This is a genomic window from Nocardia sp. NPDC024068 (assembly GCF_040638875.1).
Classification (GTDB): domain Bacteria; phylum Actinomycetota; class Actinomycetes; order Mycobacteriales; family Mycobacteriaceae; genus Nocardia.
In genome coordinates this window covers 1-14,507 of sequence record NZ_JBEZYU010000023.1, presented here as the reverse complement: position 1 = coordinate 14,507, position 14,507 = coordinate 1, and the positions used below count along the sequence as shown (strand labels likewise).

Here is a 14,507-nt window from a genome sequence, read left to right as displayed (position 1 = left end):
CGCGCCCGGACCGTACAGTTCGGTGCGCGCGGCGGCAATGTCCGGCGCGACACAGGGGACAACCGGCAAGCGGGGGTCCGGGCGATACAGGAGGCATGATGAGCGACGATGAATCCTCCGCTCATCGGCAGCAGCCCGGTCGACAACCCGACGCCCCGCGAGACCGCCGGGTCCCTCGCGCACCGTGGGAGCGCGTGCCCCCACCCTCCGAGCAGGAGCCGGATATGAGCGGCCGGCCCGGCGATACGGAGCGCGACCGGCACCGGCCCGAGGCGTTCCGCGAAGCGCCGCCGCAGCTACGGCGCAACAGCGGCCCCGACCACCCGCCGGCGCAATCGCCGCCGAGTCCGCGGCCCGCACCTCGTCCCGGACCGCATCCCGGCGAAGATCGCTACGCCCCCGGCCACCCCGACGCGCGGCCACGACCCCCGGCCCGGCCGCCGAACCCCCCATCGGGCGCGCGCCCGGCGGTACCGCCGGTGAATCCTGAACCCGGCGCTCGACCGGCGATGCCCCCCGCGAACCCACCTTCCGGGTCCCGTCCCGCCGTACCGCCGGCCAACCCACCTTCCGGGTCCCGTCCCGCCGTACCGCCGGCCAACCCACCTTCCGGGTCCCGCCCTGCCGTACCGCCCCCCAACCAACCCTCTGGGTCCCGCGGGGTACCACCGGCCAACCAACCCTCTGCTTCCGGCCCGGCCGTACCGCCCCCCAACCCACCGTCCGCGGCGCGCCCGGCCGTACCGCCCACGGGCCGGCCGTCTGTTTCACGGCCCCCGGCGCCTCCTGCCCAACACCCGGGGCCGCCCCCCGGCCCCGCCGGCGTGGGGCGCCCGCAGCCCGGCGGACCCCGCCCGCCCGGGGCCGGACTGCCGCCCTCGGCGGACCGGCCCGGCGGCGACCTTCCATCCCGGCAACCCCGGCCGGATGTCGGCGGTCCGGCCGCCGGACCGTCATCCGAGCCGTTCCCCGCCCAGCGGATGCGCCCCGCCCCACCGCCGCCCGGCCCCAACCGCCCCCCGGCCCATCCGGCGCCGCCCGCCGGCCGGCCCGCCCCTCCCGCGGCGGGCCGGCCACCTCAGCCACCGCAACGACCGGCAGCGGGCCACCCCGGACAGCCGGGGCGCCCGCCGGTGCCGCCGCAACGCCAGGCCCCGGTATCGCAACCGATGCGCCAGGTGCCGCCCGGACCGCAGCCACAACGACCGACACCGCAGCGGATCGCCGCCGCGGCCGGCCGGAACCGGCCGGGTACCGGGTCGATGGCGGCCGTCGCGGTGGACGAGAAACCGGCCGCCGCGGCGGACAAGCCGGACAACAGTCAGTCGAAACTGCTCAAGGATTCCGGATCGATCGCGATCGCGACGCTGATCAGCCGGATCACCGGTTTCGGCAAGCAGTTGCTGCTGCTCGCGGTGCTGGGCCCGGCCATCGCCAGTTCCTTCACCTCGGCCAGCCTGATCCCCAATATGATCGCCGAGTTGGTGCTGGGCGCCGTGCTCACCGCGATCGTGGTGCCCACCCTGGTACGGGCCGAACAGGAGGACCCCGACGGGGGCGCGGCGTTCATCCGCCGGCTCGTCACCGCGGCGGCGGTGATCCTCGGCAGCGCCGCGGTCCTGGCGACGGCGGCCGCACCGGTTCTGGCGACCCATATCTTCGTCTCCGCGGACGGCAAGGTGAACACCGCACTCACCACCGCGCTGACATTCCTGCTCGTGCCCGCCGTCCTTTTCTACGGTTTGTCGGCGTTGTTCACCGCCATCCTCAATACCCGGGGCGCGTTCAAACCGGGCGCCTGGGCGCCGGTGCTCAACAATCTGGTGGTGCTGGTCGTCCTGGGCCTGTACGCCCTCACTCCGGGGGAGATCACCCTGGACCCGGTGCGGATGAGCGACCCCAAATTGCTTGTCCTGGGCTGCGGTGTGACGCTCGGCGTCATCGTGCAGGCGGTCAGCCTGCTGCCGGCGATTCGCCGCCAGGGTATCGATCTGCGGCCGTTGTGGGGTCTGGACAACCGGCTCAGGCAATTCGGGACGATGGCCGGGGCCATCATCCTGTATGTGCTGATCAGCCAGATCGGCGGAATCTTCGCGAACAACATCTCCTCGCATGCGGACGAGGCGGGCCCCGCGATCTACCAGAACGCCTGGCTGCTGCTGCAATTGCCCTACGGCGTCATCGGCGTCACCCTGCTCACCGCGATCATGCCGCGGCTGAGCCGTAACGCCGCCAACGACGACACCCCCGCGGTCGTGGACGACCTCTCGGCCGCCACCCGGCTCACGATGATCGCGCTCATCCCGATCGTCACCTTCCTGACGGTGGCGGGTCCGCAGGTCGGCGACGCGCTGTTCGGGTACGCCCGCTTCGCCGAAGACGCCTCCCGGCTGGGCACTGCGGTCAGCTTCTCGGCGTTCACATTGATCCCGTATTCGCTGGTACTCATCCATCTGCGGGTGTTCTACGCCCGCGAACAGGCATGGACACCCACCTGGATCATCCTGGGCATCACCACGATCAAGATCCTGTTCTCCGCGCTCGCCCCGGTGATCGCCGACAGCAGCGAGCAGGTGGTCATCGTGCTGGGCGTCGCGACCGGCCTCGGCTTCACAGTCGGTGCGGTGATCGGCGGCTATCTGCTGCACCGCAGCCTGGGTGATCTGCGGATGGCCAATGTCGGGCGAACGGTCAGCCGAGTGCTGCTGGCGTCGCTGGCCGGCGGCGCGGTCATGCTGATCGCGGACAAGGTCATGGGTCTGGACCGGCTCACCGAATCCCTCGGCGGACCGGGCTCGTTCATCCGGGTGGGCATCACCGCGATCGTGATGTTCGCGGTGGCGTTCGGGCTGATGCGGCTGGCGGGGATTCCCGAGGTGGTCGCGATCACCGTCGCGGTCTCCCGCCGCCTCGGCATCACCCCGCCCGCGCCGCCGATCGACCTGGGGGTTCCGGCCGAAGACGAGCACACGACCCGGATCCTGCGTCGCCCCGACCCGTACCTGGCGTACTCCGGATTCGATTCGGCCATGGACGCACAGAGCACAATGGTGCTACCCGTAATCCGGCCGGACTCGGTTGACCGCACCGGTCCCGGGCAGTTCCCGTACCCTGTTCGGCAGACAGGCACAAGTGGCAGATCCGCCGATGTTGCGGCATACCAGGGCGAAGGAGGTCCGAGGGTGAGCGACGACGCGGTGGGCGACGTCCCAGCCGCCGATTCTTCTGGGAATTCGGCGAGCGGTCGCCTGTCCACCGATGTTCCCCCGGAGAGTTCGGAGCCGGGCGACCCGCGCAACAGGCGTGAGGTGGGACCGTCCGCGCCCGAATCGGACTACGGGCCCGAGCAGGACCTGGGATTCGACCCGGAGGACGAGACCGTCCGGTACGAACCGGACGATATCGAGGGCCGGCTGTCCGAAGAACAGGTCCACCGGACCGGCGCAACGGTGTCGGCCACGGATTCGGTCTACGACACCGGCATGATCCCGGTGCCGCCGATGACCCAGTCGAGCCGGGTCCAGCGCGGACCGAAACTCATCGCCGGTGCATCGGTCGCGGGCGGGCGTTACCGCCTGCTCGCCAACCACGGCGGGTCCCGCGGCCTGAAATTCTGGCAGGCACTCGATATCAAACTCGACCGGGAAGTGGCGCTGACCTTCGTCGATGCCGACCAGAAGTCGGGCGGCAATTCCGGTCAGGACGGTCCGCAGGCCATCCTGTCCCGGACCCTGCGGTTGGGCCGGATCAACTCTCCGGGCCTGGCCCGGGTGCTGGATGTGGTCCGCGGCAGTTCCGGCGGCATCGTGGTGGCCGAGTGGACACCCGGCCGGTCGCTGCGGGAAATGGCGGAAACCGTGCCGTCTCCCATCGGCGCCGCGCGCGCCATCCGGGTGCTCGCCTCGGCCACCGAGATGGCGCACCGCAGCGGTGGTGCGCTGTCGATCGATCATCCCGACCGCATCCGGATCAGCGCTTCCGGCGACGCGGTGCTGGCATTCCCCGGCACCCTCGGCGACTCCGATCCGCAAAGCGACGTCCGGGGACTGGGCGCCATGCTGTACGCCTTGATCACGGCGCGCTGGCCACTGCGGACCGGTGGTATGAGCGGTAACGCGGCGACCGTCGGCGGTCTGCGACCGGCCGACCACGGTCCCGACGGCACTCCCGTCGAACCCCGTCAGATCCGGCCCGAGGTGCCCTTCGAGATCTCCGCGGTCGCGGTGCGCTCCCTGGAACCGAACAAGGGCGTCCGGACCGCCGCCACCATCCAGCATGTGCTGGAACAGGCCTCGGTGGTCGACCAGAAGACCGATTTCATCCCGGTACTTCGCCTGGGCCAGCGGACTCCGGCTCCGGCCGACGAATCCCTGGCCGATCCGGAACTGCTCGCCGCCGAACGCGACAGATCCCAGCGGATGATGTGGATCATGGTGGCCCTGGGCATTCTCACGGCCCTGGTCGTCGGCATCGTCATCTGGTGGCTGGTGAGCGTTTTCGCACCGGGTGATTCCAGTGAACCGCTCAACGAGCAGCAGGTCATCGGTCTCACCACCAGCCGGGCTCCCGAGGAGACCGGTAGTCCGGCCGCACCGTCCACCACGGGCGCCGCGGCCGACGGGGTGCCGGTGCCGGCTTCGGGCGTGACGGTCTTCTCGCCGGAAGGCACCCCCGACGACCTCGCCGGGGCGGCCACGACCACGGACGGTGATCCGGCCACCTTCTGGCGCACCGATCAGTACTTCCAGCAGTTCCCGGCGCTGAAAAAGGGTGTGGGCCTGCTGGCGACCCTGCCCGGGCCGACCACCCTCACCAGTGTCTCGATCACCTCACCCACCCCCGGCACTTCGGTCGAGATCCGCACCTCTCCCACCGAAACGCCCACCCTGGATCAAACACAGCTGGTGGGTACCGCGGTCCTCGGTGACGGGGTGACGGAGGTGCCGATCCAAACGGATCAGTCGGCACGCTACGTCTTGATCTGGGTCACGGGCCTGGGCAACAACGGCGGCCAATTTCAGAGTTCGATCGCGGAACTCGGGTTCGAGGCCAAACCCTGACCGCCGCATCCGAGGGTCCGTGCCGCCTCCCGGTCCGGACCGAATCGGTTGCCGCCCAATCCACCGCCGGGATATGATCACGCGCGCGCTCTCAGGAGGGGAGCCCGGCGGGATGAGGGGTTCGTCTCGCACGCTGCCACACATCGTGGTTCCAGTAGTCGGCTCACGGCCGTCGTCACTGGTGTGAGCGCTGTCCAAGGGGTTGGCTGTTGTCGTCCGAATTGAACGCGGGGATTCGCGGAGAAACCGCGCAGTCCGCCGCGAGCGGAGCATATGAATCCGGTTTCGATTCGACGACCGATACCGAACTCCTGCGGGCCCACGCCGAGGGCGCACCACACGCCTTCGCCGAGCTCCTGCGCCGGCATCACGACCATCTGTGGCAGACCGCGGTCCGGGTTTCCTACACGCCCGAAGACGCCGCGGACTCCCTCCAGGAGGCACTGTTGTCCGCGCATCGCAACGCGGGCTCGTTCCGCGCCGAATCCGGGGTGCGGACCTGGCTGCACCGAATCGTGGTCAACGCCTGCCTGGACCGGATCCGTCGCAACCGTGCGCAGCGCGCCGTGGTGCTGCCGCCCGAGGTCTGGCCCGAGATATCGGACCGCTCGGACGAATACAGCCGCGTCGATATCTCGATAGTGCTCGAACGCGCGCTGTTCCATCTGCCACCCGACCAGCGTGCCGCGGTGGTCGCGGTGGATGTGGAAGGCTACAGCGTCGCCGACGCGGCGCAACTACTCGGCGTGCCGGTCGGTACCGTCAAGAGCAGATGTGCCCGGGCCCGGCAGCGATTGAAGGCCGAACTGGATTCGCTCGACGCGGAGGGGAACCGGATGTAGGTCCTTCGCGTCAGATCAAGTGACATATTTTCCCTCCCGAACGGTATGTACTCAGGGGAGTACGAACCACCCGCCGCAGGAATTGATACCCGAGTCAGATGGACGCAGCAGCATTGGAGGTGCGAAGGTCATGAGCCCCGTTCCGCAGCCTCCTTTCCCCGCGGAGCTGCTTGCCGACCTGCACGCGGGCAATATCGACCCCGAACTCGGCGCTCGGCTGTGGCCGGTCGTCCGACACGATCCCGAGGCCCGGCGCTATCTCGATTCCCTGGACGAGGTGAGCCGATCCCTCGCCGGCCTCGCCGGATCCGGCGATATCGTCCGGCCGATGCCGCGAGATATCGCCGCCCGGCTCGACAACCTGGCCGAATCTCTGGGCCGTGAATCCTCGGAGCAGGTTCGGCAAGCGAGCGAAAGTACCGAGGTCGCCCCCGCTGCTGATCCATCGGCCGCCGAGAGCTCCGGAACTGGTGCCGCGCCGCGTCCGCCCGGAAACCCCGGCGCCGCAAACGCTCCCGGGCCGGAGCCGGTTGTCGCGACACCGATCCGGCTCGACAGCCGTCGCCGTCGCCGGCAGGTCGCGGCGACGCTCGCCGCCGCCGCGCTCGTGGCGATCGCGGCGAGCGCCGCGCTGATCGGGCTGCGCTCCGGAGAGGGCGGAACACCGCCGACCGCCGCGCCGGCACCCGGCGAAAACCTCGGGCCGGGTGGCGAACTCGACACCGCGGTGGCTCTGCGCGCACTCGGCCGCAACGATGTCAGCGGCCGGCTTTCCGATCCCGCCGCACTCACCGCCTGCGTCCGGGCCGCCGGGATCGACCGCCCGGTGCTGGGCTCGACCGGGATGCGCTTCGATACCCGCGACGATGCCGTGCTGATCCTGGTCGGCGGGCGGGGCGGCGCCCAGATCACCGCTCTGGTTGTCGGCTCCGGGTGTGGTCCTGGCAACCCCGAGGTACTGGCCACCACCGATATCGGCTGACGCGGTGCGGGCGGTTACCGGGGGAACAAAGCGCGTCTACGCTGTTGTTGACCGAGACGTCCCCGTTAGTTCCTCCGGAAGGGCCCCATGAGCACGCCAGTTCGCGACCTGATCATCGTCGGCTCCGGTCCGGCAGGCTATACCGCCGCCGTATACGCCGCCCGCGCCGAACTCGAGCCGCTGGTCTTCGAGGGCACGCAGTTCGGTGGCGCCCTGATGACCACCACCGAGGTGGAGAACTATCCGGGTTTCCGCGACGGCATCATGGGCCCAGACCTGATGGAACAGATGCGTGAGCAGGCAAAACGCTTCGGTGCCGAGATCCGCACCGAAGACGTCGACGAGATCGACCTGAGCGGCCCGGTGAAGAAGGTCACCGTCTCCGGCGATGTATACGAGGCACATACGGTGATCCTCGCCATGGGTTCCGCGGCGCGGTACCTGAACGTTCCGGGTGAACAGGAACTGCTCGGCCGCGGCGTCAGCGCCTGCGCCACCTGCGACGGTTTCTTCTTCAAAGGCCAGGACATCGTGGTGGTCGGCGGCGGCGACTCGGCCATGGAGGAGGCGATCTTCCTCACCAAGTTCGCCTCCAGTGTCACCATCGTGCACCGGCGCGAGGAATTCCGCGCCTCCCGCATCATGCTCGAACGCGCCAAGGCCAACGAGAAGATCCGCTTCCACACCAACGCCGAGGTCGCCCAGGTGCACGGGGAGACCAGCGTCACCTCGCTGACCCTGCGTGACACCCGTACCGGCGAGACCTCCGAACTCGCGGCCACCGGTCTGTTCGTCGCCATCGGCCACGATCCGCGCAGCGAACTGGTACGCGGCCAGGTCGATATGAACGACGAAGGCTATGTGCTGGTCCGTGATCCCGGCACCCAGACCACCGTCGAGGGCGTCTTCGCCGCCGGTGACCTCGTCGACCACACCTACATGCAGGCGATCACGGCCGCCGGCACCGGCTGCCGTGCCGCGATCGACGCCGAGCGCTGGCTCGCCGAAAAGGGCGATATCACCAGTAATACGGTGCCGAACGCCGACCATCCGGTCGCGGTACCCGCAGCAAACTGAGCGGCGAGCCGCTCCGCAACCACTCGAGCGGCTCGCCGCTCCTGAACCACCCGGGCGGCCTGCCGCCCGATACGCGGCAGAACTGCCACGTGGAGATCAAGGAGAACAGTCATGTCCGAGAGCACCAATACGGTCACCGTCACCGATAAATCCTTTGTCGACGCGGTGCTGCAGAGCGAGAAGCCGGTGTTGGTCGACTTCTGGGCCACGTGGTGCGGGCCGTGCAAGATGGTCGCCCCGGTTCTGGAGGAGATCGCGGGGACGCACGCCGAGAAACTCACGGTCGCCAAGCTGGATATCGACGCCAATCCCAATACCGCCCGTGATTACCAGGTGATGAGCGTGCCGACTATGATCCTGTTTGCCGGTGGCAAGCCGGTGAAGCAGATCGTCGGGGCCAAGGGCAAGGCTGCACTCCTGCGGGAAATCGAAGACGTTATCTGACGTCTCGAATGGGCCGTCTGGCCGCCATGACGCGGCGACCCGCCGTAGTATGCCCTGACCATGATTGTCGAATCCCGGTCCGGGTCTGACAGAATCGACCACGCTCCGTCGTGCGAGGGTGTACGCCATCGCATGAGTGGGTACCCGGGATTGACGGAAGGAAGGGCCCTCACGCATGCACCGACTTCGTCACGGCGACACCGGTCCAGCCGTAGCAGAGGTTCGGAGCACCCTGGCAAGTCTGGGGTTCCTACACGCGCACAACGGTGTGGGTGCCGATGGCGCGGGTGAGTATTGGAAAGACACCGATGCCACCTTCGATTATCAGCTCGACTCCGCGGTGCGTGCGTTCCAGCAGCACCGCGGATTGCTGGTGGACGGGGTGGTCGGCCCCGCCACCTACCGGGCGCTCAAAGAAGCGTCCTATCGTCTGGGCGCCCGGACTCTCATATACCAACTCTCCGCCCCTCTGTACGGCGATGATGTCGCCACCCTGCAGCGCCGGCTTCAGGACCTCGGCTTCTATGTGCACCGGGTCGACGGATTCTTCGGACCGCATACCCACGAGGGGTTGACCTCGTTCCAGCGGGAGATCGGATTGTCCGCGGACGGTATCTGTGGACCGGACACCCTGCGCTCCCTCGAACTGCTCGGCGCCCGGGTCACCGGCGGCAATCCGCATCGGATCGCGGAAGAAGAAGTGGTTCATCGCGCCGGGCCGCAGCTCACCGGTAAACGCATCGTGATCGATCCGGGCCTGGGTGGGTCCGATCGCGGCCGGGCCATACCCACCGACCTGGGCGAGGTGTACGAAGCAGAGATCCTGTGGGATCTCGCCAGCCGGTTGGAAGGCCGGATGGCCGCCACCGGTATGGAGACCTTCCTGTCGCGCCCGTGGGGGAGCAACCCCACCGATGTGGAGCGCGCGGAAACCTCCAACGCATTCGACGCGGATCTGATGATCTCGCTGCGCTGTGCGTCCAATACCAGCCCGATGGCCAACGGTGTCGCCGGCTTCTATTTCGGGAACTCGCACGGTTCGGTGTCCATGATCGGGCAGGTGCTGGCCGGATTCATCCAGCGTGAAGTCGTCGCGCGGACCTCACTGCAGGACTGCCGCACCCACCCGCGTACCTGGGATCTACTACGGCTCACCAAGATGCCGACGGTCCAGGTGGATATCGGCTACGTGACCAACCAGTACGACGCGTCGGTGCTGGCCAGCCCACGAATGCGCGATGTGATCGCCGAGGCCATCCTGATCTCGGTGAAACGGTTGTATCTGCTGGGCCAGGACGACCAGCCCACCGGTACATACACTTTCGCCGAACTGCTGGCCGAGGAACTCGCCGCCGCCGACAGCCGCTAGCGATTTCCCCGGCCGCCGGCCGGCGACTTCAGAAGGTCAGCACCCGGGTCGGCACTGTCATCGACGCGGCGGCGAGCAGTTGGTCGAGGGCATGCTCAACGTCTTCTTTCCACCCGTGGTCGGAATCGAGCTCCAACCGCATCCGCGGGAAACGGTGATGCGGTGCCACGACCTCGAACCCGACTTCTTCCAAGAAGTCGGCCTCGATCATGCAGTTCTCCGGGGTGCATTCCAGCGACGAGCGACGAGCGCCGCGATCCGGCACCCCGATTCGCTCCATCAACCGCATGGTGCCGCTCGGCCGGTCCGACAGCGCGGTACTGGCCGGTGCGCCCCGTATCCCGAAGGCCTCCAGCGCACGGACACCGCGGCGGACCAGGTCGGTGACCACAGCTTGAACCAGTCGATAGGCGATATCGCCGTCGAAGTCCGGAAATTCCGTTCCCAGTGTGGTCAGCAGGATCGCGTCCGGGCTCACCGGTGAAGTGGGGAAGAGGCCGGCCCGCGGCACCACCCGCGGCGGCGCGTAGAGCGCGCAGCCAACCGTTTTTTCATCGATTGTGGCGAGCTGACCGCAGGAACCCCATTCGAGCATGACCGTCGAAATCCAGGCTTCCTTCTCGAAGACCGGATCACTGAACTCACAGGAGTCCGCCGCCACCGCGGGATCCATTTCCCAGAACACGCACCTGCGGGCATGCGCCGGTAACCGACTGATGCCCTCCAGGGTTAATCCCGTGACGCTGGTCGCCACCGCTCTGCTCAGCCTCCAGCTATCCGATTCGTCTATGCTCACGCCGCATCAAATTTTTCTTGCAAGCAAGAATATGCGATCAAGCCAACCCGCCTCATTTCGCGTCACCGTGGTCTTCGGTCGTGGCCCGACGCCGGGTGAAATACCGCTGAACATTCACTGTCACAGTGACGTTTCATGGCCGAGGCAGGGTCACACCGACGACAAGTCGAAAATTCAGTTGTTGAGCGTAGTCTCCAGCATCATGCTGACGATCCGCTCCAGATCGTCCACCGATCCGAACTCGACCACAATTTTGCCCTTTCGCTTACCGAGACTCACCGAAACCTGCGTATCGAATGATGACGACAACCGGTCGGCGACATCTTGGAGGCCGGGGGAGTGGATCGGTGGCCGACGCGGCGCAGGTGGCTTGGCCGGCTCATTCTCCCGGTTCGCCAGCTTCACCGCTTCTTCGGTGGACCGCACCGATAGACCCTCGGCGACGATCCGCGCGGCCAGCACCTCCTGTGTGTCCGCACCACCCTCGAGTCCGAGGAGCGCCCTGGCATGCCCCGCAGACAACACCCCGGCCGCGACCCGGCGCTGCACCGGAATCGGCAGTTTGAGGAGCCGGATCATATTGGTCACCACCGGACGCGACCGGCCGAGCCGAGCCGCCAGCTCCTCCTGGGTCACCCCGAACTCTTCCAGCAGCTGCTGATACGCCGCCGCCTCTTCGAGCGGGTTCAACTGAACGCGATGAATGTTCTCCAGCAGAGCATCGCGGAGCATCGCGTCATCGTTGGTCTCCCGGACGATCGCGGGAATGGCATCGAGGCCGGCCTCCTGACAGGCCCGCCAGCGCCGCTCGCCCATGATGAGCTGATAGCGATCCCTACCCGGTTCCAGCTCCCGGACCACGATGGGCTGCATCAAACCGAACTCGCGGATCGAATGCACGAGCTCGGCCAGCGCCTCATCGTCGAAGTACTGGCGGGGCTGCTTCGGGTTCGGCTCGATCTTGTCGGGTGCGATTTCCCGATAGACCGCGTCGCCGGCCGAGGTCAGCTCCGTGAGCTCCGCCGGTTCGGGCACCTCGTGCAGATAGGTCGACGCGGGCCGCGGCCCAGGATCCAGTCCGATCACTGCGTTGGCCGCCTCGGCGCCCAGACCGCCGGCCACGGGGGCCGGTCCCGTCGGGATCAACGCCGCCAGACCGCGCCCCAGCCCACCTTTTTTCGACTGACTCACCGGCCTACCCTTTCCCTTGCCCGCTTCCACAACCACGCCCGATCACACCCGATCCGTCTACTCACTCCGTGCCGTCCGCGACGGCGGCGTATCGCGCCGCCCCACGTGCGGCCATCTCGCGTCCCGCGTCCAGATAACTCATGGCACCCCGGGAACCCGGATCGTAGTCGAGCACCGTCATCCCGTAGCCCGGCGCTTCGGAAACCTTCACACTGCGCGGGATCACCGAACGCAGAACCACATCACCGAAATGACTGCGCACCTCCTCGGCGACCTGGTCGGCGAGTTTGGTCCGGCCGTCGTACATGGTGAGGACCACCGTGGACACATGCAGTTCCGGATTCAGATGCGATTGCACGAGTCCGATATTCCGGATCAGCTGGCCCACACCCTCGAGGGCGTAGTACTCGCATTGAATCGGGATCAGCACTTCCCGAGCCGCGACCATCGCGTTGATGGTGAGCAATCCCAGGGAGGGCGGGCAGTCGATCATGACGTAGTCGATGTCGAAGCCCGCGATATTCGCTTCCTGGATGGCACCCTTGAGCCGCGCCTCGCGCGCCACCATGGAAACCAGCTCGATCTCGGCGCCCGCCAGATCGATCGTCGCCGGGATACAGAGCAGATTATCGCTGTGCGGACTCTGCTGGATCGCGTCCTGAACCTTGATCTCACCGATCAGCAGTTCGTAGGTCGAGGGGACACCGGAGTGATGCTCGACGCCCAGGGCGGTGCTGGCATTGCCCTGGGGGTCCAGGTCGATCACGAGCACCTTCATGCCCTGATGCGCCAGCGCCGCGGCCAGATTCACCGTCGTCGTGGTCTTGCCGACGCCGCCCTTCTGATTGGCGACGGTGATGATGCGTTGCTCATGCGGTTTCGGCACTGTCACCTTTCCTGGATGCATTAGCTGGCTCGCACGGTGCGCCTCGGCGGCGATCGGCGTCTCTGACGGGGAGATGTGACCGTAGGGCGTACTCCCTAATGCCTCCGGGCCGATATTGCTGTTATCCAGCATTCCCGGTACGCGTGATGTTTCCCGTGAAACATTCGCTGAACCGCTCGACATAGACCGCTCCTAACGCGAGAACTGCAAGATCACGTGGCCTGACGGACGCCGGCGTCATATCGTCGAAACCAGCCGGACGGGATCGAATCATGATCCACGACCAGGACCGCGGCGTCCGTGTTGACCGGGCGGCTTCGCACCGATGCGTGGTCACGCGAAGCTACCTCCTCCGACGCTGACGCTGAGCCGCCAGTCGACCGAGCGGAGCATCATCACTGCGATACGAAGTTTCCTCCGTGGCACCGACGCTCACGCCCGACGTTGAATAGCTTGCCAGTCACGGACGGGATAAGAAAGCTGAATCGCTGCGACGCGCCCGCGACACGCACAACTCCGCTGTTTTCGTCCTGTGACGCAACCTCCGGAGACCGGTTTGCGCCCGAATCGCATCGATGTTTCCCGTGAAACATTGATGCGGGAGCCGGACGTCACGCACCATCGGAACTGGGTGGCACCGATCCACTACGGTTCTCAACTCCGAGCCTTCCTTCGGAAGCCGTGAGATGGAGCTCCGGGCCCGCGGTACCGCCGGGCCCGCAGACCGGTCCGACCGGGATCAACGGACGGAAGACAGCCACCGCCGTACACCGGTGCCGATGACACATGAAGGGCGGCGGTCGGAACGGTGCCGATTCCGCTCCTTTTTCTCCGGATTTCATTTCGTCAGGGGGAGTAGAACGGATCGGCCCTCCCACACCTCCTCGCCAGGCCGGCAACACCTGTGCCGTCTGCGAGTTATCGCGGCATCAACTTGGCGGCCACAGCTTCGGGACCTCAATTTCGACTGGGCAACGGCCGGACATGGGGTAGCAGCCGTGCCGAACGGCGAGCGGTGGCCAAGTGAGCGGTGGCCGAGTGCGATGCGCGATGCGCGATGTCCGATACGCGGTGGTGAAGACGCGATGCGCGATGCCCGCGGTGTGGTGGTGCGGTGTGGTGCGCGGTGCGGTGCGTGGTGCGTGGTGCGGCGTGGTGCGGTGCGCGGCGTGGTGCGGTGCGCGGCGTGGTGCGGTGCGCGGTGCGGTGTGGTGCGGTGCGGTGCGTGGTGCGGTGTGGTGCGGTGCGTGGTGCGGTGTGGTGCGGTGCGGTGCGTGGTGCGGTGTGGTGCGTGGTGTGGTGTGGTGTGGTGTGGTGCAGTGTGGTGCGATGCGGTGCGCGGTGCGACGCGATGCGGGGGAGCACTGCGGGGGGGGGGGCGCACTGCGGGGGGGCGCACTGCGCACCGCCGCGGTCCCCGGTGCGCAGTGCCGGGAGTGCGATGCGGGGTGTCGTGCCGGGGATGCGATGCCCCGGGGGTGCCATGCCGGATCAGTACATCGTCCGAACCGCTAGCTCTCACCGATTGCTGCTCACCCACGAGACTCGACGCCAAGCGAGGCCGCGCTTCTCACCTGTCCGAGACTCCACCGCATTCCCGTTCACTTCACCCGTGTCCAGCGGAACCCCCAAAGCCATGGGTTCGTGTAACCGTCCCCCTCGACTCGACCTCGACTTTGTCCGGGACCCGACCTCGGCAATGAATCGCCCCGGCATGTCGGGAGGCTTCGTCTCTTGAGCGAGGATGAAGTCTGTGAGTTCGAAGAAGTACCCGCAAGAGCTGCGTGAGCGGGCCGTGCGGATGGTCGCCGAGGTCCGGGATCAGCACGATTCGGAATGGGCCGCGATCGGTGCGGTCGC

General features: G+C 67.4%; 9 protein-coding genes. 6 read left to right on the top strand and 3 right to left on the bottom strand.

Features of this window, described 5'->3' with window-relative positions; translation table 11 throughout:
* The first annotated feature begins 1,262 nt into the window (after positions 1-1,262).
* The 6 genes from AB0F41_RS18655 (at position 1,263) to AB0F41_RS18630 (ending at position 9,774) form a co-directional block, all read left to right on the top strand.
* Positions 1,263-5,060: a murein biosynthesis integral membrane protein MurJ gene (locus AB0F41_RS18655; protein WP_357425466.1), complete on the top strand. Its 3,798-nt coding sequence runs from the start codon at positions 1,263-1,265 to the stop codon at positions 5,058-5,060.
* A 311-nt stretch (positions 5,061-5,371) separates the two neighbouring features.
* On the top strand, positions 5,372-5,902 hold the full coding sequence (sigM, locus tag AB0F41_RS18650; RefSeq protein ID WP_357425464.1) for an RNA polymerase sigma factor SigM: 531 nt from the start codon (positions 5,372-5,374) through the stop codon (positions 5,900-5,902).
* Positions 5,903-6,032: 130 nt separating this feature from the next.
* Positions 6,033-6,884 (top strand): hypothetical protein, encoded by an 852-nt coding sequence (locus AB0F41_RS18645; protein ID WP_357425343.1) that lies wholly within the window; start codon positions 6,033-6,035, stop codon positions 6,882-6,884.
* A gap of 87 nt (positions 6,885-6,971) precedes the next feature.
* Positions 6,972-7,961 (top strand): thioredoxin-disulfide reductase, encoded by a 990-nt coding sequence (gene trxB, locus AB0F41_RS18640; protein WP_357425341.1) that lies wholly within the window; start codon positions 6,972-6,974, stop codon positions 7,959-7,961.
* A gap of 111 nt (positions 7,962-8,072) precedes the next feature.
* On the top strand, positions 8,073-8,405 hold the full coding sequence (gene trxA / locus AB0F41_RS18635; protein ID WP_357425339.1) for a thioredoxin: 333 nt from the start codon (positions 8,073-8,075) through the stop codon (positions 8,403-8,405).
* A 175-nt stretch (positions 8,406-8,580) separates the two neighbouring features.
* A complete protein-coding gene (locus AB0F41_RS18630) occupies positions 8,581-9,774 on the top strand; it encodes an N-acetylmuramoyl-L-alanine amidase (RefSeq protein WP_357425337.1) in 1,194 nt (397 codons plus the stop codon).
* Positions 9,775-9,802: 28 nt separating this feature from the next.
* On the opposite strand, the gene AB0F41_RS18625 is transcribed toward AB0F41_RS18630, so the two are convergent.
* From AB0F41_RS18625 to AB0F41_RS18615, 3 genes are all read right to left on the bottom strand, one after another.
* Positions 9,803-10,528 (bottom strand): GNAT family N-acetyltransferase, encoded by a 726-nt coding sequence (locus tag AB0F41_RS18625; protein ID WP_357425335.1) that lies wholly within the window; start codon positions 10,526-10,528, stop codon positions 9,803-9,805.
* A 216-nt stretch (positions 10,529-10,744) separates the two neighbouring features.
* Positions 10,745-11,761: a ParB/RepB/Spo0J family partition protein gene (locus AB0F41_RS18620; protein WP_357425333.1), complete on the bottom strand. Its 1,017-nt coding sequence runs from the start codon at positions 11,759-11,761 to the stop codon at positions 10,745-10,747.
* 61 nt (positions 11,762-11,822) lie between these two features.
* Entirely contained in the window at positions 11,823-12,779 is a 957-nt protein-coding gene (locus AB0F41_RS18615) for a ParA family protein (protein WP_357425462.1), read from the bottom strand.
* Positions 12,780-14,507: the final 1,728 nt, after the last annotated feature.

Excerpts from the sequence above, each read along its gene's own strand:
- AB0F41_RS18655 (WP_357425466.1), top strand. The coding sequence starts at position 1,263 with ATGGCGGCCGTCGCGGTGGACGAGAAACCGGCCGCCGCGGCGGACAAG.
- trxB (WP_357425341.1), top strand. The coding sequence starts at position 6,972 with ATGAGCACGCCAGTTCGCGACCTGATCATCGTCGGCTCCGGTCCGGCA.
- AB0F41_RS18630 (WP_357425337.1), top strand. The coding sequence starts at position 8,581 with ATGCACCGACTTCGTCACGGCGACACCGGTCCAGCCGTAGCAGAGGTT.
- AB0F41_RS18645 (WP_357425343.1), top strand. The coding sequence starts at position 6,033 with ATGAGCCCCGTTCCGCAGCCTCCTTTCCCCGCGGAGCTGCTTGCCGAC.
- trxA (WP_357425339.1), top strand. The coding sequence starts at position 8,073 with ATGTCCGAGAGCACCAATACGGTCACCGTCACCGATAAATCCTTTGTC.
- AB0F41_RS18615 (WP_357425462.1), bottom strand. The coding sequence starts at position 12,779 with ATGCTGGATAACAGCAATATCGGCCCGGAGGCATTAGGGAGTACGCCC.